Below are 19,278 nucleotides of genomic sequence, written 5' to 3' on the forward strand. Positions count from 1 at the left end.
CCATGTGCATTTTCGGTGGCGACAGCGGCATGAAGGACGCCCTGGCCGCCCAGCAGAAGGCGAACGCCCAGCTTGAGGCGACGCTTCAGGCCGGCAAGGACGGCGAACAGGCGCGGCAGGCGTCGGAACGGCAGCAACAGAAGCTCGCCAGTCTGCGCGGCCTTGCCTCGACCATCTTCTCCCCCTCTACCTTCGCGACGGCGACGCCGGCGACGAAGACCCTGCTCGGTCAGTGAGGCGCCATGCTCGACTCTTCCGCCGTCACTTCCCGCCAGGAAGAACTTGAAGCCGAACGCCGGCCCGAGGAAGCCGAATGGGAGGAAATCGCCCGGCTGATGCGGCCCGACCAGGTGGGCATGTCGGCAGGCGACAACAAACGCAAGCCCGCCTATGACGACCTGTTCGACGCCACCCAGCTCTACGCCCTCGACGCTTTCGCCGGCGGCATGTTCACCCAGGCGACCAACCCCATGGACGCCTGGTTCGGCCTCTCGACCGGCGATCAGGACCTGGACAAGTGGGGTTCGGTCAAGCGCTGGCTGTCCTCGACGACATCGCTGCTTGCTGCGTCGCTGTCGCCGGCGGTCTCCTGCTTCTATGCGGAGGCGCCGGCCTGGTTCGGCGACGTCGGCGCCTGGGGCTGGTCGGTGATGCACTCGGAGGAGGACATCGGCAACCAGCGGATCATGGACCGCGTGCTGCCGATCGGTCAGTGCTATATCGACGTCGACGCCTTCGGCATGGTCGACACGTTGCACCGGAAATATTACCTGAAGGGCCGGCAGGTGAAGCAACGCTTCGGTGCCGAGGCGCCGGCCGATATCGACGACGCCCGCACTTATCTGATCATCCATGGTGTCAGCGCCAACCCGGACGTGCGACATGGGCGGCTCGGCCCCGAAGGCATGAGCTTTTCGTCCATCTACTGCTCACCCGACATCAAGGGGTGGCAACGGACGGCCGGATACCACGAATTCCCTTACTTCGTCCCACAGTGGAACCGGCGGCCCGGCCGCGCCTATCCGACCGGACCCGGCCATCTCGCCAAGCCCGATACCGCCATGCTCCAGGAGATGGAGAGGAGCCACATTGTCGCCGCGCAATATGCAGCCGAGCCGCCGGTGCTGGTCAACGACGAGAGCGTGCTGACGGCCGCCGATATCGCCCCGAACGCCTTGCTCTACGGCACCATGAACGACCAGGGCAAAAAGCTGATGGACCACCTCAGCCGCGGCACCGACGTGCGCCTGTCCATGCAGCAGTCCGAGCAGCGGCGGAACTCGATCCGGGAAGCCTTCTATTTCGGACTGATGCAGCTCGTGAACCGGCCGCAGATGACGGCGACCGAATTCCTCGGCTTCCAGGAGGAAAAGCTGCGCCTCATGGGCCCGAACCTCGTCCGCATCCAGACCTACGGCCTCAGCCCGTTTATCGGCCGCCGCTACCGCATGCTGTCCCGAGCCGGCCAGATCGCGCCGCTGCCGCCCGAGCTTCAGGGCCGGATGTTGTCCATCGAGTATGTCTCGCCGCTCGCCAAGGCGATGAAGGCCGGCCTCGGCCGTGCCACCTTGCAATGGGTGCAGGCGGTCGCCAGCCTCGCGCAGTTCGACCCGACGGCCATGGACAACGTCGATATCGACGGATCGGCGGCTGTGCTGCATGACGCCTACGGCGCCGCACCGCAGGCGTTTCGCGACGCGAAGGCCGTCACCGAGGTCCGGCAGGCACGCCAGGGACAGGTTGCGCAGCAGCAGGCGCTCGACCAGACCGGCCAGGCCGTAGCCATCGCGGCCGAAGCTGCCCATGCCGCCCAGGCGGCAACCCTCAGCGGCGAACGGGCCGGAAAAGGAGGCGGCCGATGATCACCAACGCCATCCGGTGGTGGATGTCGGTTTGGCGGCAGCGGGAGAACCGCGTCCTGCTTTTGCAGGAATACATGACGGTCGGGGAACAGAAGCTTTTCCTGGCCGATCTCGCCTTGCGCGGCGGCGTGTGGACCACGTCGCATGTGCCCGGCGATCCCTATTCATCGGCCGTCGCGGAGGGACGCCGACAACTCGCGCTCGAAATCATCAAGATCGCCGGCGAAAGCCCCACCACGTTGTGGAACTGGCTGGAGCGGAACGAAAAGGACGCAAGAGATGAGCGGTGAAACCGACCTCCCGAACAATGACAACCCTCCGGCCAGCAATCCCTCTGCTGCCGATCCGGCGCCGATGGACAATGCCCCTGCCGCCGATCCCTGGTACTCGAAGATCGAGGGCCTTGATCCCGACACCGCGAAGTGGATCAGCGACAAGAAGTTCAACAACATCAACACGGCGCTGAAGTCCGGCATGCATGCCGACCACGTTGCGCGCGATCGCAACGTGCTGTCGCGGCCGGCCGCCGACAAGCTCGCCGAGTGGGACGGCTGGAAAGACCTCGGATGGACCGAAGACCGCAAGGCCTACGGCGTGACGGCGCCCGAGGACGTCAAGAAAGGGTTCGGCGAGTACAACGACGCCTTCGAGCAGGCGTTCGCGGACGCGGCTCACAAGGCGCGCGTGCCAGTGCCGCAGGCGCAGGCCGTCCTGTCCGACATGCTCGGCTACATCAAGGGCACCTACGAGCAGGCCGGCGTCCAGGGCGCCAAGGCGACGGCCGACCTCAACGCGGCGCTCGACAAGGAATGGGGCGCCGATGCAGCCCGGAACCGCGAGCTTAGCCAGCGGGCGGCGCGTGCCCTTGGCGTGCCGGTCGACGACATGGCGGCGCTGGAAAAGCTCACCGGCTCGCCCGGCCTGGTCAAGCTGTTCCACCGGATCGGCACGATGATGGGCGAGGACAAGCTCGTCGATCCGAAGGCGGCCGGTGCGGGCGCGCTGACGGCCGCCGGCGCCAAGGCGGAGCTACAGCGGCTCAATGCCGACGCCGGCCACGTCAAGGCCCTCGGCGATGCCACGCACCCTTCGCACCAAGCGGCGAAGGAAGCGCGCCAGCGTCTGCTGGAGATCATCGCCAAAGGGTGATTTTCGCGGGCAACCCCTTGACACCATGGCGGCGTTGGAGCAGCCATGGTGTCAAGCACGGCGGCGCTTCTCGCTGATAACCGACCGCACCTTGGGTCCGTGTCCCTTGCCCGTCCGGGCGTCGCTCCCGTTACCGCGACCGCCGACCGCAGGCGTTAAACGACAGGCGTCGCCCGCCAGAGCCCGCAAGGGTGATCAGCCGCACCTTCGCCGAAACGAACCCCTCAGTGTTCCTTTCGCTCGGAGCCTCCGGCTATGGCCTTTGGTCCCATCACCGACGCGCAGCGCGTCGGATACCAGGAAAACGTCACGCTTGCGTTGCAGCAGAAGCGTTCCCGCTATCGCGACTATTTCACCTTCCAGCCGAACCTCAAGGGCCGCGTCGCCCTCGCCATCGAAGTGATCGGGCAGGAAACGGCGATCATCGACGGTACCCGTGGCGGCGACACGCCGGCCATCGAGGGCAGCGTCGAGGATACCTGGATGAAGCCCCGCCAGGTCGAATGGGGCAAGCTGGTGGAGAAGGAAGACCAGGTCAAGAACATGACCGACTACACGTCGACCTATGTTCAGACCGGCGCCGCCGCCATCGCGCGCGGCGAGGATTCGATTCTTCGCCAGTCCTTCTATGGCCCGCGTCTCGTCGGCCAGGACGGCACCTCGTCGGAGGCGCTGACGCTGACCGCCGATTACAACTTCGTCCCGGTCAACTACGTGGCGAGCGGCGCGGCGGCGAATTCCGGCATCACCATCGAGAAGCTGAATTACGCCATCACACTCCTTGCCGCGAACGAAGTCGATCTCGAACGCGACGTCATCGCCATGTCGATCGGCGCCAAGCAGGAAAACCAGCTCTACAACCTGTTGCAGTACACGTCGAAGGACTATCGCGACAAGGCGGTGCTCGACACGGCGCGCCAGCAGGTGGTGAGCTTTGCCGGCATCAACTTCGTGCGCGATCAGAACCTGCCGACCAACGGCACGGCCAAGCAGCGGCGCTGCCCGCTCTGGGTGAAGTCGGGCATGCACTATGCCGAGTTCGACCCGCTGACCACTCAGATGGAGCGGAACCCCCAGAAGAAGTTCCGTGTCCAGGCCTACCTGGAGGAGTGGTTCGGTGCGACGCGCGGCGAGAACGGCAAGGTCATCATGATCGACTGCCTGGAGCCCTGACGGCTCCGCCAGCCGCCGGCCTGTTGATCGGCGGCGATCTCCCCCAATCCTCATGACCCAGGAGGCGGCCGTGTCCGTCAACGTGAAATTCGCCCAGGGCTATCCCGACCCGAGCACCTTCAAGCAGCCGCTCGCCATCTATCGCGGCAATCCGATGCGCGTCATCAACGGTTCGGTCCAGCTCGCCGCCGGCGACGACGCCGGCAGCGTCGTCTTCCTCGGCAAGATCGCCTCGTCGGCTATCCTGCTGCCGATCGGCCTCATGACCCATGAGGCCATCGCCGGCCTTACCAGCGGCTCCCTTGGCTTCGGCTCGGCGCCGGGCGCCAATGCCGCCAACGCGCTGATCAACGCCCAGACCTTCGCGGTGGCGGCCACCAAGAACCCGCTGCTGTCCGTTGCGATTGCCGACCTCGTCAAGCGGGTCTGGCAGCTCGCCGGTTATGCGACCGATCCGGCCCGCGAGCTGGATATCGTCTTCACCTGCAACACCGCCGTGACCGGCGGCGGTTTCCTGCACTTCGTGCTGCCGTTCGTCGACCTGCGCTGAGGATGTTGCCATGACCGACAAGAGCAAGACCACCGCCGAGCAGGAAGCCCCGAAGTCGGTCTCCGGCCGGGCGGCGCTGATCCTCGAACGGCTCGACGCCAACCCCTTCGCGGCCGGTTCCGACACCGTCCGCGAGCTGGCCGGCCTCGTCGCCGAACTGGCGGCGGCCGTCGAGGCAAGCCCGGCCAAGGGGGCGTAGCCATGGCCCTGCCGCCGATCGCGACCGAACTCGACGCCGCCAACGCCGCCCTCTCCCTGATCGGAGTGACCGCGCTGAGTTCCTTCGACGAGGCGCGAACGGCGGCAAGGGTTGTGGTGCGGCATTTCGGCATCATCCGTGACAGCCTGCTCAAGAAAACCGCGTGGAATTTCGCGACGCGGCAGGTGACCGTGCCGCTCGCCAGCATCCCGGCCGACGCGCCATTCGCCCACCGCTATCTCCTGCCCGACGACTGCCTGGCCGTCCGCTCGGTTCCCGGCCTCGAAGCCGACGAATGGGCCGTCGTCAGCGCCAGCGGCCCCGATGATCCGCTGGTGCGCTACCTCGACACGGCGGCCGAAGCGCCGCTCGTCAACATCACCCGCCGCGTCGTCGATCCCATCCGCTGGAATCCCGAGTTCACGGAGATCTTCGTCGCTCGCCTGGCCGAGGCCTGCGCGCCGCAATGCACCCGGTCGGCGAGCGCCGCCAACAGGGCGCACCAGGTGGCGGCCGAGATGCTGCCCGAAGCCAAGCGCAACGACGCCCGCGAGCGGGCGCCGTCGCAGATCAGCCGAACCACGTCGTGGATATCCGCGAGGCGCAGATGATCATCGACAAGGTTTCCTTCGCCGGCGGCGAGATCACGCCGCTTCTCCGCGCCGCCTATGACCTCGACAAGTCGCAGACCGGGCTTGCCCGCATCGTCAATTTCGTCGGCGTCGCCCAGCGCGGCATCACGCGCCGGCCGGGAACACGTTTCGCCGCTCCCCTTCTCGACGAGAGCAAGAAGGGCCTGCTCATCCCCTTCAAAGCCGGCAACGACGATCAGGCCGTGCTGGTGGTCAACGCCGGTACCATGCGCATCGCCCGCCTTACCGGCTATCTCCTCGCCGGGGGCGCACCTTACACGCTCGGCGGACTCCCTTACGGCGAGGCGGACCTCGGGAACATCCGCTACGCGCAGAGCGTCGACGTGGTGTTTCTCGCCTGTTCGGGCTTTTCGCCCCGCCAGCTCGTGCGCAGGGGGCCAACCGACTGGAGCCTTGCGGCCTACGATCAGGGGTACGGTCCCTACCGCCTCCAAAACATCGACAAGACGTGGACCTTCGCCTGTTCGGCCCAGGCCGGATCGTCCTTCACGGTGACGGCAAACAAGGCGACCTTCGCGGCCGGGCACGTCGGCTCGCTCTGGCGCATCGACGAGCCGACGCTCGACAGCGTCCCGGCCTGGCTGGCGCTTGAGGACAACGTGCCGATGGGCGCCCAACGACGCTTTGGGGGTCGTGTTTATGAATGCACCAACGGCCCGGTCAACTCGGGTGCCAACGCGCCGACCCACATTGAAGGCGAGGTGACCTCCGGCAACGGCAAGGCGCGGTGGAAGTATCTCCACTCCGGCCAATGCCATGTCCGGATCACCGAGGTGGTGTCGGCGACGGTCGCCAAGGTGACCGCCTATTCCGCTGTGCCCGGCACGCTGTTCGCCTCGCCCACCTATCGCTGGTTCGAGGCAGCCTGGTCGGACGTGCGCGGCTGGCCCGACAATCTCCGCAAGATCGACCAGCGCATGTTCTGGTCGCGCGGCGACGAGTGGTGGCTGACCTATGCCGGCGACTATTTTTCCTTCGCGGTCGACGATACGGCTGCGTCTTCCCTGTCTGGGCGGCTCGCCTCGCCGGATGGCTCGTTGGTCGATATCCAGTGGGCGGTGCCGGCCGGCGGCGTCGTCGCCGGCACAGCCGACGGTGAGTGGCAGATTCGCGGCTCGTCTTCGACCGATCCGCTCAGCGACCAGAGCAAAATCCGGGCGTTGCCGGACGGCTCGGAAGGATCGGCCTGGCATATCCCGCTGATGGTCGACGGCGGTGTGCTGTTCATCGGATCGAGCCGGCGGCGCATCCACTTCACCGAGATCGACCGCCTTACCGAAAAGCTCAACACGGTCGAACCTTCGATTTACGCCGGCCACATCCTCCAGCCCGGCGCCGAGGGCTTTGCCTACCAGCGCGATCCGCACCGTACCGTCTGGGTGCGCCTCGCCAACGGGACGTTCGGCACGCTGACGTGGATGCCGGCCGAGAAGGTGGTGGGCTGGCAGCGCCAGGTGCTCACCAACGGCGTGGTCGAGGACGTCACCTCGATCCGGTCGGCCGACACGACGGTGCATGAACTCTGGATGATCGTGCGGCGCGAGATCGCCGGCATGACGCGACGCTACCTCGAAATCCTGCAAATCTTTTTCGACGCCGTCGATCCCGACGACTTGCGCGCCACCGGCGCCTGGTTCGTCGACAGCGGCCTTGAATATGCCGGTGCGCCGGTGACCGAGCTATCCGGCCTCGACCACCTTGAGGGCCAGACCGTCGTCGTCTTCGCCGACGGCGGCGAGCGCAAGGCGCGCCCGACCGTGTCGGGCGGCAGGATCGCATTGAGCCGGCCGGCCTCGCATATCGTCGTCGGCCTGCCGATCGTCGCCCGCGCCAAGACGCTGCCCTTCGAGATGATGACCCAGCAGGGCAGTAGCAAGGGTGAGAGCAAGCGGGCGACCCACGTCTATGTCGAGATGTACGAAAGCGCCGGCGGGACCGTCTCGATCAACGGCGGCCCGTCCGAACCGATCGTCGTCCCGTGGGCCGGCGAGCCGGACAAGGCCGTGGCGCTGAAGACCGGCGGCGTCTGGGTGATCTGCGAGGCGCCAGAGGGCGATGAACTCTCGATCGAACTGGTCTGCGATACCGCGCTGCCGTTTACCCTGATTGGCATGTCGCCCGACTTGATGCTGGAGACTGGCTGATGTGCGTGGAAGCGCTGATGATCGGCGGCGCGCTGCTCTCGGGAGCCGGTCAAATCATGACCGGCGTCGAGAACTCCAAGGCCGCCAAGATGCAGGCGCAGATGGCGCGCCAGAACGCCGACCTTGCATTGGCCCAGGGTGCCTACCAAGAGCAGGAAATCCGCCGCGATGTCGCCGGCGTGCTCGGCGGCCAGCAGAGCTATTTCGCGTCGAGCGGCCTCGACCCGACCGTAGGCTCGCCGGTGGTGCTTGCCGCCAACACGGCGGCGGTCGGCGAGGTCGACGCGCTGCTGACCCGCTACGGCGCCGTGCGCGATGCCACCACCTACCGCGTCGACGCGGCCAACTACGACCGGCAGGCCAAGCAGGCGATGATGTCGGGCATCTTCGGCGCGGCCACCACCATGCTCAACGCCGGCGCCTCGCTCTACCAGTGGCAAGGCCTGCATGCGACGCCGTCGACGGGCAAGGCGGTCGGCGGCACCTTCCGATTGCCCGGCGCGAGCTACGGCACCCCGAGTTTCGACACCACCAACCCGCTCCGGATTTCGTGACATGCCGGCACCCACCTATCAGTCGCAGGTCGCGCCGCCCGGCCCAGGCCGGATGCCGGTCATCCAGCCCGCCGACGCCGTAGGGCGCGGCCTCGCCTCGTTCGGCGGCGCCGTCTCCAACCTAGCGGAGGCGGTCGGCCGGGTTGCCGACTACAACAAGCAGCTCCGCGACGGCTCGGAAGGGATCAGTGCCCGCTCGCATTATCTTAAGGGCCTCGACGAGCTGCAAACCAAGTGGAGCGAGAGCCCGGACTACAAGGTGGCGCCGACCGAATTTGCAAGCGCGGAAGCCAGGCTGCGGCAAGAAGCGCTCGACATGGTGACCGATCCGCGAGAGCGGGAAGCGCTTGGCTTCGATTTCGAGCGACAGTCGATCGCGGCACGTGGCGCGGTGCATGGCGCGGCCCGCAGCAACGAGGCCTCGACGGCGGTCGCCAACCTCGACGTGGCCGATCAGAGCTATTTCAAGCGCTATGGCTCGGCCGCCTCCGACGCCGAACGGCAGGCGATCATGGCCGATCGGGACAAGGCCATCGATGGCCTCGCCAATACCGGCCTGATCACGCCCGTCCAGGCGCAGCAGCGCAAGCTGACCTTCCGCGCCACCACCGAGCAGGGCGCCGTGCTGGAGCTGATCCGCACCGATCCGGCCAAGGCCAAGGCCCTTCTGTCCGACCCCGCCAACTTCGGCACGATCGACCCGTTCGACCGCCAGCGCTACCTTGCGAGCGCCGATGCCGCCGTGGAGGAGCAGACGCTCGCCGGCATCCGGGCCGGAGACGATCGATCGAGCTTCGGAGCGATCGGACGTGTCCGTGATGGTGGCACCGCCAGTTGGATTTTTGACCGGGGGGTCATCCCACAGGAGAGCGGTGGGCGGGTTAATACGGTTAGCCCAAAGGGTGCGCTCGGCGTATCCCAGCTCATGCCGGATACCGCGCGATCGGTTGCCCGACAGATGGGACTTGCCGATGTAGCCGCGCTCGACGATCATGCCCTGAAGTCCAGGCTGCTCACCGACGCCGATCTCAACCGCCGCATCGGCCTTACCTATTTCCAAGGGCTGCTCGACCGCTACGACGGCAACGTGGCCGTGGCGCTCGCGGCCTACAATGCCGGCCCCGGCAACGACAAGATGCCTCGCGCGACCGCTTGGCGTGACGAGGCGGTGCGCCGCTTCGGGCCGGCGTTCACGGCCGAGGAGTTCGCCTCCGTCATCCCCATCACCGAAACGGCCGATTATGTCCGCAGCGTATTCGGCCGCCTCGGGCAGCCCATGGGCTCGACGTTGTCAGCGACCGGCCGGTTCCGCGCCGAAAGCGCATGGTCGGACAAGCAGAAGTCTGACCGAGCGGCGGAAAGAAGCGCGCTGCTCGACCTCGCGGCTATTTCCCGCGACGACGCCGGCGACATCGCCAAACTCTACGGTGCCGGCTATGCCGCCGACCCGGCGCTGATCGCATCGACGAAACAGACGCTGGCGACGGCGGCGGCGGCCGGTGACAGCGCAAGCGCGCTGAAGCTCCGGGAATTGAACCGAGCCGAACAGGTCGCGCCGTTCGTCGCGAGCGCCTGGCGCATGCCGCCGAGCGCGCTGGAGGAAGCGCTGTCGGCCGAAGAAAGCCGGCTGGCGACGGCACCAGTGGTGACACCAGTCGAGCAGTTGCGCCTCGATGCCATGAGGGCCGTGTCGTCGGAGATTGCCAAGAACCGCGACAGCGATCCGGTTTCCGTCGCGGTGCGCGCCGGCCGGCTCCAGACGATGCCGCTTGTCTACGATGCCCCGCCGTCATCATCACAGTTCCAGGCGGCCTTTGCCCGCCGTGGCGAGCAGGCGACCATGGCCGCCGCCTATCTCGGCGCGCCGGTGAAGCCGTTCCAGGCGGCCGAGCTTGGAGCCGTCAAGGATCGCTGGTCGAAGCTCGACAGCGGCGGCAAGGCCGAGTTCGTGGCCGGCCTGGCGCGGGCGATGGACGGCCGGGCCTTCACCGGCGCCGTCGAGCAGATGGCCGACGGCGCCGAGGCGCACATGATGATCGTCGCCGGCCTGGTGGGGAAGGATCGGCCGGCGATTGCCGAGCAGATATTCCGGGGGCAGGAGCTGATGGCGCTGCCCGACGTCAAGGCCAAGGCCGAGACGATCAAGGACGGCCTCGCCGACACGCTCGGGCGCCTCGCGCCGGACACCTACCCCCCGACCGTCCAGGCGACGATCGCCGACGCGGCGACGGCGATCTACGTCGCCGACCGCGCCGTGGGCGAGACCCTGTTTGGCGAGCATGATGCCGACGCCTATCAGTCGGCCGTCGAGAAGGTGACGGGCTCTTTCACCAGCATCAATGAGGCCTATGTGCCGGCGCCGCAGGGTATGTCGGCTTTGCGCTTCTCGGGCCTGTTCGAGAGCCTGACCGACGATGATCTTAAGGCCGCCGGCGGCGCCTTCGGCCCTGGCGGCCATCGTTTCGATGCCGCGTTTCTGCGCCACAATGCGATACTTCGGCCGATGTCGCTGGGCGGCTCGGTCTACGGCGTCTATCTGCCGCAGGGCAGCGATCTGCGGCCGGTGATGACCGCCAACCGGAGTGGCGCCCCCCTCATGCTCGACTTCTCGGCGCTCGACGATCTGCGCGAGCGCTTCGTCTACGAGTACAAGCCGGTGTGGCAGACGGGGGAGCGGAAATGACCTCCTGGGAGGCCGCATGGGCGGAGACGATCGCCCGCCGCAACGCGGTGCCGCCGGCCGAAGCGCCGATTTCCAACTGGGACGCCTTCGTCGGCGCCGGCTGGAACAGCGTCGATTGGCCGACGACTTACGCGAGGTTCAAGGATCAGGCGGCCAACGAGCTGACGTCCGCCTTCCGCAAAGCGACCGGCCAGGAATTGATGGGATGGGCCGCGCAGGCCATGGGTTCCGACACATCCGGCCTCTGGCACACGGGAGACATGGACGTCCCCACCACGGTCAAGCTCGCCCGCGCCATCGCCACGCTGCCGGAAGACCAGCGAAAGGCGATCGAACCGCACATCGATGTCGGCGCCCGCGCCTCGGAGCTGTGGCGCGAACACGAGCGCCGCCTGTCCGACGCAAGTGCGCGGACTTACGGCCTCAGCGCCAACGCCCTGGCGTGGACCGGCTGGCTCGCCGCCAATGTGGCCGATCCGATCAACCTCGCCTCGATGGCTATTCCGGCCGGCAAGGGCGTCGGCCTCATCGCTCGCATCGGCCGCGAAGCGGCTATCAACGCCGGCACCGAAGCCCTCGAACAAGGGGTCATGCAGCACGACCGCGTGCAGCTCGGGGGCGAGTATTCGTTCGGCGAAGCAGCGCTGTCGATCGGCCTCGCCGGAGCCATCGGCGGCGCCGCCGGCGGCCTCATGCACCGCTTCGACACGCGGACGGGCACGCCGAGGCCGGCCGAAGCGTCGCCGTCGGCGCTGTCGCCGCAGGATGCGGCCGCCGTCGCCCGCTTCCAGGAGGCCCGCGACCTGCCGGCGGCCGGCATGCCCGACGCCCGATCGGCGGTCGTCGCGCTCGACGGCGAGGCGATGGCGCGGGCGGCGATCGACAGCGGCCAGCCGCTGGCCTCGGTCGCCGACCTGCCGAATCTCAGGCGCAACGAAATCGTCTGGGGCGACGGCCGGAGCCTCGCGACGCGCTGGCAGTTGATCGAGGCGGACAAGCTCATCACCAGCCATGACACGGCCGGCGCCGTGAACCCGCTGTTTCCGGCGGACCTCCAGCCGCGCGACCGGACGCGGCCGGCGAGCCAGGCACAGATCGCGGAGATCTCCGCCAACCTCAATCCGCGCCTCCTGATGGACGCCCCGACCGCTCGCGAGGGCGCGCCGGTCGTCGGCCCCGACGCCGTTGTCGAGAGCGGCAATGGCCGCGTGCTTGGTATCCGCGAAGCCTACGCCCGCGTGCCCGAGCGGGCCGACGCCTATCGCAAGGAACTGGCCGATCGGGGTTTCAGCCAGGCGAAAGGCATGAGGGAACCCGTCCTGGTGCGCGTCCGCGAAACCGAGTTGTCGCCGGCCGAGCGGCAGGCGTTTGCCGTCGAGGCTAACCGGACGGCTACCGCGCGGCTTTCCGCCTCGGAACAGGCAGCGGCCGATGCCAAGGTGCTGACGCCCGAAGTGCTTGACGCCTTTGCCGGCGGCGAGGCCGGACAGGCACGCAACGCCGGCTTCGCCCGCAAGGCGCTTCAGCGCATGGCGACGCCCGAGGAAATGGGCGACCTGGTGACGGCCGACGGCTACCTGTCGCAGGCCGGCGCCGATCGCCTGACCGCCGCCCTGGTGCAACGCGGCTTCGAGGCGCCCGACGTGGTCAAGAGCCTCTACGAGACCATCGATCCGACGTCGCGGGCGATCATCGGCGCCATGAGCGACACGGCGCCGCTGGCCGCCCGCCTGCGCCAGGCCGCCGCCGAGGGGCGGCTGTCGTTCTCCGATCCGACGAAGGACGTTGTCGAGGCCTGGCGTCTGGTCGAGCGTGCCCGCCAGACGGGCGAGCCGGTGACGGCGCTCCTTGCCCAGACCGACATCGAGCATGGTGCGGTGCGCGAGAGCGTCGCCGACGCCGTGCGGCTGTTCTTCCACGACGACGGCCTGACGGTGGCGGCCGGCCGGGAAAAGGTCGCCGAGCGGCTTCGGACCCTGTTTCGATCGGCGCTGCGCGCCGGCGACGGCCCCGACCTGTTCGGCTTCGAGGTGACGCCTCGGGCGGCTTTCGCGGCCGCGAAGATCGCCGGCGCCGACATCGAGGACATCGCTCCTGCTGCTGTCCGGTCCCCCGGCCGCGCCGCCGATCGGGCGAGCTTCTTCGCCGATGCCCCGGCGCGCGACATGGATGCGCTCTACGCCGTGGCGCCGGCGCGGCAGGAAGAACTCACGGCTGCCGGCCATGAGATCGCCGGCGCGGTGGGCGTCGAGTACAAGGCGGCGAAGATCAAGGCCCGCGAGACGGCCGAGCAGAAGATGCTCCGCAAGGGCTACAAGTCGACCGCCCAGCTTACCGACATCGTGCGCGGCGGCTTCATCGTGGACACGCCGGCCAAGGCCGACAGGATCGTGGACGAACTGGCGCGACGCTTCGAGGTGCTGGACGAGGGGTGGATACGCACCGAACAGGGCTATGTGGACCGAAAGGTGCTGATCCGCTTCCCTGACGGCACTGTGGGCGAAATCCAGCTTTGGGAACCGCATATGCTGGCGGCCAAGAGGGCCGGCGGGCATGCGCTTTATGAACGGCAGCGCATATCGACCGATGCGGCCGAGCGGACGGCGCTCGATGAAGAAATGCTGAAACTCTATTCGGCGGCTTCGCGCGAGGCGGGCTCGGATTGGGTGAACCTCGACGTGTCCAGCTCGCCAAATTCGGGCTCGAACACCTCGCGCCAGCGCGCTTCGGGCAACACGGCCGCCGTGTGGGACACGTCGGGCGCATCGACCTCGGTCCAGTCCTCACCGCGATCGAGCACGGCGAAAGCCCGAAACGAGGGCTTGAGCAGCACGGCCGGCCGCCAGTCCCAATTGCAGAACGTCACCGACATGGAAGGTGTCTCCCGTGAGCCTGATATAGGCACTGAGTCTCAAAAATCCAGAATGTCAAGTCCCTCCGGCGAAGAAACCGCGCCGACCCGGCGGGAGGTTTCGCCGCACCTCGCCGAACAGGTCGAGGCGGGCCGCGCCGCCCACGAGGACCTGCGGCGCCTGGTCGACGAGGTCGGTGACTTGGAGCTGGAGCTGGATGCGGCCGATGGCACGACGCGCAGGGTGACCGCACGCCAGCTCCTCGACGAGATCGACGCCGATGCGGCCGTGGCGGCCGAGTTCGCCGATTGCTTGATCAAGAACGGACTTCGCTGATGGTCTCGCCCCGCTTCTGCTTCACCGCGAAAATCACCTCCGGCGCCGTCGATCCCCAAAAGGGGAAGGTGCTGCTCGACTGGCTCGACGAAGCCGAGGCCAACTTCAAGGCGGCCGGCGACACAGCGCGCGACGCCATGCGCAAGGCCGCCATCGAGACGGCCGACGAGGCGGCCGCCGAGGCGGCGCGCAAGGCGCAGATCGCCTTCGGGACGGCCAAGGCGCAGGCGGCCGTGCTGCGGCGGGTGACCGCCTATACCAAGACGGTCGGCGAGCTGAAGGCCGAGGGCAAGGCGCCGACCTTCCTGATGCTGCCGCTCGCCGCCGCCATCCGGTCGATGCTGGTTCGCGATCCCTTCGAGATCGGCATGACCTTCGACAACGTGGTGGCGGCCGGCCATCGCATCAGAGCCGAGGCGCATGCGATGTTCGCCGGAGCGATCGAGACGATGCGGCCGAAAATGCTCGGCTTCAAGGCAGAGACCGCCTTCGAGGGCGACGTGCTGCGCGAGCTTTACGGACTGGCGACCGGCAACAGCGCGGCGCGCGCCGCAGCGGAGGCATGGACCAAGACGGCCGAGCATCTTCGGATCGCCTTCAACAAGGCCGGCGGCGCCATACCCTACCGTCAGGATTGGCGCCTGGCGAACCCCAGCCATGACGCCGTCAAGGTGCGCACGGCCGGCCGCGACCAGTGGAAGGCCTACACCAAGAGGCTGCTCGACCGGGACAGGATGGTGAGCTTTGCGACAGGACGGCCGCTCAGCCCCGGCAAGCTCGACAAGCTGCTCGACCAGGTGTTCGACAGCATCGTCAACGAGGGGATGGATGGCGGGCCGAGCGCGGCCGTCAGAGGGCGGCCGGCCCTCGCGAACACGCGCGCCGATGCCCGCGTGCTGCTGTTCAAGGACGCCGATAGCTGGATGGGTTATGCCAATGCCTTCGGCGGTCACCAGTCGGTCTACCAGGCCATGCTTGATCACATCGATGGCATGGCGTCCGACATTGCCAAGCTGGAAGTGCTGGGACCGAACCCGGCGGCGCTGAAGCGCTACATCGACAGCCTGTTCGACCGCGAGGCCGGCCGGCTGGCCTCGGAAAGCTCGATGGCCGACACCAAAGGCTTCGTGAAGACGGTCAAGAAGAACCTCGGGATCGGCGACACCGTCAAAGTCGGCCGCAACCAGATCAACGCCCTGTGGAGCCAGGTGGTAACCGGCGATGCCAACCGGCCGGTGCATGAAGGCGTCGCCAACGCCATGAGCGACATGCGCTCCTGGCTGGTCTCCTCGCAGCTCGGATCGGCCATCATCTCCTCGATCTCCGATCCGGCGCTGCTCGCCATGACGGCGCGCTTCAACGACATTTCCGCCGTCAAAACGCTTGCCCGTGCCGTCGCCGACATGGGCCGTCCGGGCGCCGAGATCGATGCCTTGCAGCACGGCTTCATCGCCGACAGCATCGCCGGCACGGTCGGCGCCGGCGACCGCTTCATGGGCGAGGCCATCCGCAGCGGCACGGCCGCGAAAGCATCGAGCGCCGTCATTCGCGCATCCGGCCTCCGGCGCTGGACGGCGATCCTCCGCAACGCCTTCGGCATGGAGTTCCAGGCGAAGCTCGCCAACGATGCGGGGCGCGCCTGGGGCGATCTCTCGCCGGCCTTTCGCGATACGCTCCAGCGCTACGGCATCGGCGATGCCGGCTGGAAGCTGGTCGGCAAGGCCACGCCCTTCGAGCCCCGACCGGGAGCGAAGTTCATCCGCCACATGGACGTGGCGGCGATCGGCAGCACGGACGCGCGCCGGGTGGCCGCCTCGATCGCCCGCATGGTCGACACGGAAATGACCTACGCGGTGATCGAGAGCGACGCGCTGACCCGCGCCCTGCTGCTCGGCAAGAGCCAGCCGGGCACGCTTGGCGGCGAGACGCGCCGAGCGGTTTCGCTCTACAAGAGCTTCACGGCGACATTCGTGACCTCCCACATGATGCGGGCCTTCGCCCGAGGATGGGACGGCCGGCGCCTCGGCCATGCCGCCGGCAGCTTCGGATTGATGTCGGTCATGGGCCTTCTGGCGCTTCAGGCCAAGCAGGTCGCCAACGGCCGCGATCCGCTGCCGACCACTGACGCGAAGACGATCGGCGCCGCCATTCTCCAGGGCGGCGGCCTCGGCATTTTCGGCGACTTCCTGTTCGCGGACCAAACCCGTTATGGCAACTCGTGGGCGACGACCATCGTCGGCCCGCAGGCCGGCGCCGTCGAGACCGTGCTCGGCGATTGGCTGATCAAGAACGCCCAGCTCTGGGCGAAGGGCGAGGAGACGCATTTCGCCGGCGACGGCCTCTATGTGCTCGCCCGCTACATGCCCGGCTCCACCCTCTGGCAGACGCGCCTCGCCTTCCAGCGGGCGGTTGTCGACCAGCTCGCCCTTCAGATCGACCCGCGCACCCCGGAGCGCTTCCAGCGGATCGAGAAGCAGGCGGCCAAGGAGGCCGGCCAGCGCTTCTGGTGGGCGCCCGGCAAGCCCGCGCCTCGCCGCATGCCGTCCCTGATCGGAGATGCCCGATGACCGTCACATCCATCGTTGTACGCGCGACCGCCCTTTGGACCGGCGCCGAGACCGAGTTTCCGACCGGCATCCAAGTGCTGGAGAGGTCACAGCTCGTCGTCAGCCTGACGCCGGCGGGCGGCGACAGCCAGCAGCTCACCCTTGGACTGCACTACTCCGTCGTGCTGTCGGTCGGCGGCGTGGCGACGGTCGTGCCGCTCGGGGCCTTCCCAGCGATGCCGGGTACCGTGTCCTTTGAGCGCGATACGCCCATGACGCAGGACTACGATCCGACGGCGACCGACACCTATGACGCCGCCGGCCATGCCGCCGCGCTCGACCGGTCGGCCATGCGCGTTGCCGAGCTGTCGCAGCTTGTCGAGGACATCGACGCGGCGTCGATCGTCGTCGCCGGCGGCGCATCAAGCGTGCCCGAGGGGGCAGTGTATGTCTCGGACGGCGACGGCGGCGCCATCGCAGGGCCAACGGCCTCCGAGATCGACGCGGCCCGGACGGCGGCCGTGAATGCAGCCGGGACGGCAAGTGCCGCCGCTGGCGCTGCGCTGGGGGCGGTAACGGGGGCCACTCAGGCGGCCGACCGCGCCGAGGCGGCTGCGGCGTCGGTCGAGGGGTACGTCTCCTACGAAGACGAGCAGGACCTATCTCCAGGGCAGCGAGCGCAGGCGCTTGAAAACCTCGGGCTGGGCGATCTGCAAAATGCGCTGACGCCGCTCGCCTTCACGGCCGCCGCCGGGCAGACGGTATTCGACCTCGGGATGTCACCGTCGCCGGCCCACTGCATCGTCTCCCTGAATGGCGCGTGGCTCGTCGGGGGCGGCGCCGATTATACGATTGCCGTGTCAACGCTGACACTGACGACGCCGGCGGCCGCTGGTGATCGCATCGCCGGCGTGGCGATCGGCTCGTTCGAGGTCGCGGGCGCACTGACCTCCGCCGCCAACCTTGCCGACCTCGGCAACGTGGCAGTCGCGCGGAACAATCTCGGTCTCGGCACTGCGGCGGTGCTCGATGCCGGCACCGGTGCAAATCAAGTCCTGAAAATCGGCGGTGACGGAAAACTCCCGGCCGTCGACGGCTCGCGTTTGACCGGCCTGATCTTCACAAAGTCTTTCTCGTCGGCAGAGCAGGCATGGACTGCCGCCGCCTTGTTCACGATACCGCATGGTTTCGGCGTCGCACCCAAAATGCTGAGATGGCATTTGGTCTGTAAAACAGCGGAGGCCGGGTTCGCTGTCGGTGATAGTGTTGATTTCGTCATGCCGGCGCCGAACGCTTTCACGTACTATTATGGCGCGGTGTGGTGCGATGCGACGAATATTAACGTGCGCACGACCAGCAATCTCCAACTCCAAATTCCACACAAGACAACCGGTGTGGCCACAACTCTGACGCTCGCCGGCTGGCGCTGGACGGTGGAGGCCTACGCATGAGCTTTGCTGCAAATCTCGCCGCTCTCGCCCGCCGTGTCGTCGGCACCGCGGCCAACAACCTGCTGGCGCTCGATGGGGCTGGCAAACTCCCGGCGGTCGACGGGTCGCAACTTACGGGCCTGCCGGCGCCCCTGGTCCGTGGCGCAACGATTGCGACGACGTCGGGCACTGCAATCGACTTCGTCGGCATTCCGAGCACGGCGCGAAAGATCACCCTTGCCCTGAAAGGGGTGACGACCTCCGCCAGCTCGGCGCAGATCATCCTGCAACTTGGGGCCGGCGCTGTTGTGGCTACCGGATATGCCGGTGTCATGATGCATGCCGGCGGCGCGAACTCGAGCGGCGGCATTTATACGGTCACAACCGGCTTCGCCGTGACGTGGGAAGATGTGGCGCAAGCTGCGACGGGCATCTGCACCTTGATCAATCGGACAGGCAACGAGTGGGTGCTCAGCAGCCTCCTTGCGGAGAACGGCAAGGCGTATGTGGCTTGCGCTGGTGGCTCCAAAGATCTGGCCGGCGTCCTTGACCGCATCCGCATCACGACCACCGGAGGGACCAATACTTTTACCGCCGGATCGATCACTATTTTCTGGGAGTAATCACGATGCGCTTGGAGATCGATGTCACGAGCGGAGATGTGACCGAACACGAAGACGACATCACCGAGCCCTCCCTCGACGATCTTCGCGCGGCCAAGCTATCGGCCATCACGACGGCGGCCGATGCGCTGCTCGCCGCCGGCGCGCCGGTCGACGGCGGCCTGCATGTCGCCCTCGATGCCGGCAGCCGCGCCGACCTGACCGCCATGGCGGCGACTGCAACGGCGGCCGCCAGCGGTGCCGTGTCGTGGCCGGCATCGTACTCGCGCGGCTGGATCAGCGCCGAGAACATCCGCATCCCGCTTGCCACGCCGGCCGCCGGCCTGACGCTCGCCGCCGACGTCGGCGCCTACTACGCCGCGATCGTCCAGCGCCGGCGCGACCTCAAGGACGCTGCGCTGGCGGCCGGGGATGCCGCCGCGCTCGACGCCATCGACATCAACGCCGGCTGGCCGGGGTGAGCCGACGAGACCTTTCCGGGAGGGACGCGCTCAGGTTCCGACAGAGAGGCAAAGATATGAACG

Annotated in this window: 16 protein-coding genes; all 16 read left to right on the forward strand. The window is 67.6% G+C overall.

The annotated features are described in order from the left end of the window. Nucleotides 1-2: 2 nt before the first annotated feature. The 16 genes from H512_RS0108820 (at nucleotide 3) to H512_RS0108895 (ending at nucleotide 19,215) form a co-directional block, all read left to right on the forward strand. Nucleotides 3-236: a hypothetical protein gene (locus H512_RS0108820; protein ID WP_026783143.1), complete on the forward strand. Its 234-nt coding sequence runs from the start codon at nucleotides 3-5 to the stop codon at nucleotides 234-236. A 6-nt stretch (nucleotides 237-242) separates the two neighbouring features. After that, nucleotides 243-1,862: a portal protein gene (locus H512_RS0108825; RefSeq protein WP_026783144.1), complete on the forward strand. Its 1,620-nt coding sequence runs from the start codon at nucleotides 243-245 to the stop codon at nucleotides 1,860-1,862. Next, nucleotides 1,859-2,152: a Bbp19 family protein gene (locus tag H512_RS0108830; RefSeq protein ID WP_026783145.1), complete on the forward strand. Its 294-nt coding sequence runs from the start codon at nucleotides 1,859-1,861 to the stop codon at nucleotides 2,150-2,152. The genes H512_RS0108825 and H512_RS0108830 overlap by 4 nt, the downstream gene beginning before the upstream one ends. Continuing rightward, complete coding sequence (locus H512_RS0108835; protein ID WP_026783146.1) at nucleotides 2,142-3,011, forward strand: hypothetical protein; 870 nt, start codon at nucleotides 2,142-2,144, stop codon at nucleotides 3,009-3,011. The genes H512_RS0108830 and H512_RS0108835 overlap by 11 nt, the downstream gene beginning before the upstream one ends. A gap of 255 nt (nucleotides 3,012-3,266) precedes the next feature. Next, complete coding sequence (locus tag H512_RS0108840) at nucleotides 3,267-4,184, forward strand: phage capsid protein (RefSeq protein ID WP_026783147.1); 918 nt, start codon at nucleotides 3,267-3,269, stop codon at nucleotides 4,182-4,184. Nucleotides 4,185-4,254: 70 nt separating this feature from the next. Further along, nucleotides 4,255-4,734, forward strand: coding sequence for a hypothetical protein (locus tag H512_RS0108845; RefSeq protein ID WP_156899430.1), 480 nt, complete (start codon nucleotides 4,255-4,257; stop codon nucleotides 4,732-4,734). A gap of 10 nt (nucleotides 4,735-4,744) precedes the next feature. Continuing rightward, nucleotides 4,745-4,933 (forward strand): hypothetical protein, encoded by a 189-nt coding sequence (locus tag H512_RS0108850; protein WP_026783149.1) that lies wholly within the window; start codon nucleotides 4,745-4,747, stop codon nucleotides 4,931-4,933. Between the two features lie 2 nt (nucleotides 4,934-4,935). After that, nucleotides 4,936-5,544, forward strand: coding sequence for a phage connector family protein (locus H512_RS0108855; RefSeq protein ID WP_026783150.1), 609 nt, complete (start codon nucleotides 4,936-4,938; stop codon nucleotides 5,542-5,544). Further along, nucleotides 5,541-7,730, forward strand: a complete 2,190-nt coding sequence (locus H512_RS0108860) for a phage tail protein (RefSeq protein WP_026783151.1) — start codon at nucleotides 5,541-5,543, stop codon at nucleotides 7,728-7,730. Before H512_RS0108855 ends, H512_RS0108860 begins: the two co-directional genes overlap by 4 nt. Continuing rightward, nucleotides 7,730-8,284: a hypothetical protein gene (locus tag H512_RS0108865; RefSeq protein WP_026783152.1), complete on the forward strand. Its 555-nt coding sequence runs from the start codon at nucleotides 7,730-7,732 to the stop codon at nucleotides 8,282-8,284. Before H512_RS0108860 ends, H512_RS0108865 begins: the two co-directional genes overlap by 1 nt. Before the next feature lies 1 nt (nucleotide 8,285). Then, nucleotides 8,286-10,967 (forward strand): transglycosylase SLT domain-containing protein, encoded by a 2,682-nt coding sequence (locus H512_RS27455; RefSeq protein WP_026783153.1) that lies wholly within the window; start codon nucleotides 8,286-8,288, stop codon nucleotides 10,965-10,967. Continuing rightward, nucleotides 10,964-14,155: a hypothetical protein gene (locus H512_RS0108875; RefSeq protein ID WP_026783154.1), complete on the forward strand. Its 3,192-nt coding sequence runs from the start codon at nucleotides 10,964-10,966 to the stop codon at nucleotides 14,153-14,155. The genes H512_RS27455 and H512_RS0108875 overlap by 4 nt, the downstream gene beginning before the upstream one ends. Next, on the forward strand, nucleotides 14,155-16,722 hold the full coding sequence (locus tag H512_RS0108880) for a hypothetical protein (protein ID WP_026783155.1): 2,568 nt from the start codon (nucleotides 14,155-14,157) through the stop codon (nucleotides 16,720-16,722). The genes H512_RS0108875 and H512_RS0108880 overlap by 1 nt, the downstream gene beginning before the upstream one ends. After that, nucleotides 16,719-18,152 (forward strand): hypothetical protein, encoded by a 1,434-nt coding sequence (locus H512_RS0108885; protein WP_026783156.1) that lies wholly within the window; start codon nucleotides 16,719-16,721, stop codon nucleotides 18,150-18,152. Before H512_RS0108880 ends, H512_RS0108885 begins: the two co-directional genes overlap by 4 nt. Next, a complete protein-coding gene (locus tag H512_RS0108890; RefSeq protein ID WP_026783157.1) occupies nucleotides 18,149-18,754 on the forward strand; it encodes a hypothetical protein in 606 nt (201 codons plus the stop codon). The genes H512_RS0108885 and H512_RS0108890 overlap by 4 nt, the downstream gene beginning before the upstream one ends. Nucleotides 18,755-18,792: 38 nt before the next feature. Beyond that, nucleotides 18,793-19,215 (forward strand): DUF4376 domain-containing protein, encoded by a 423-nt coding sequence (locus H512_RS0108895; protein ID WP_156899431.1) that lies wholly within the window; start codon nucleotides 18,793-18,795, stop codon nucleotides 19,213-19,215. Nucleotides 19,216-19,278 lie beyond the last annotated feature (63 nt).

This window comes from Pleomorphomonas koreensis DSM 23070 (assembly GCF_000425185.1).
Lineage (GTDB): Bacteria > Pseudomonadota > Alphaproteobacteria > Rhizobiales > Pleomorphomonadaceae > Pleomorphomonas > Pleomorphomonas koreensis.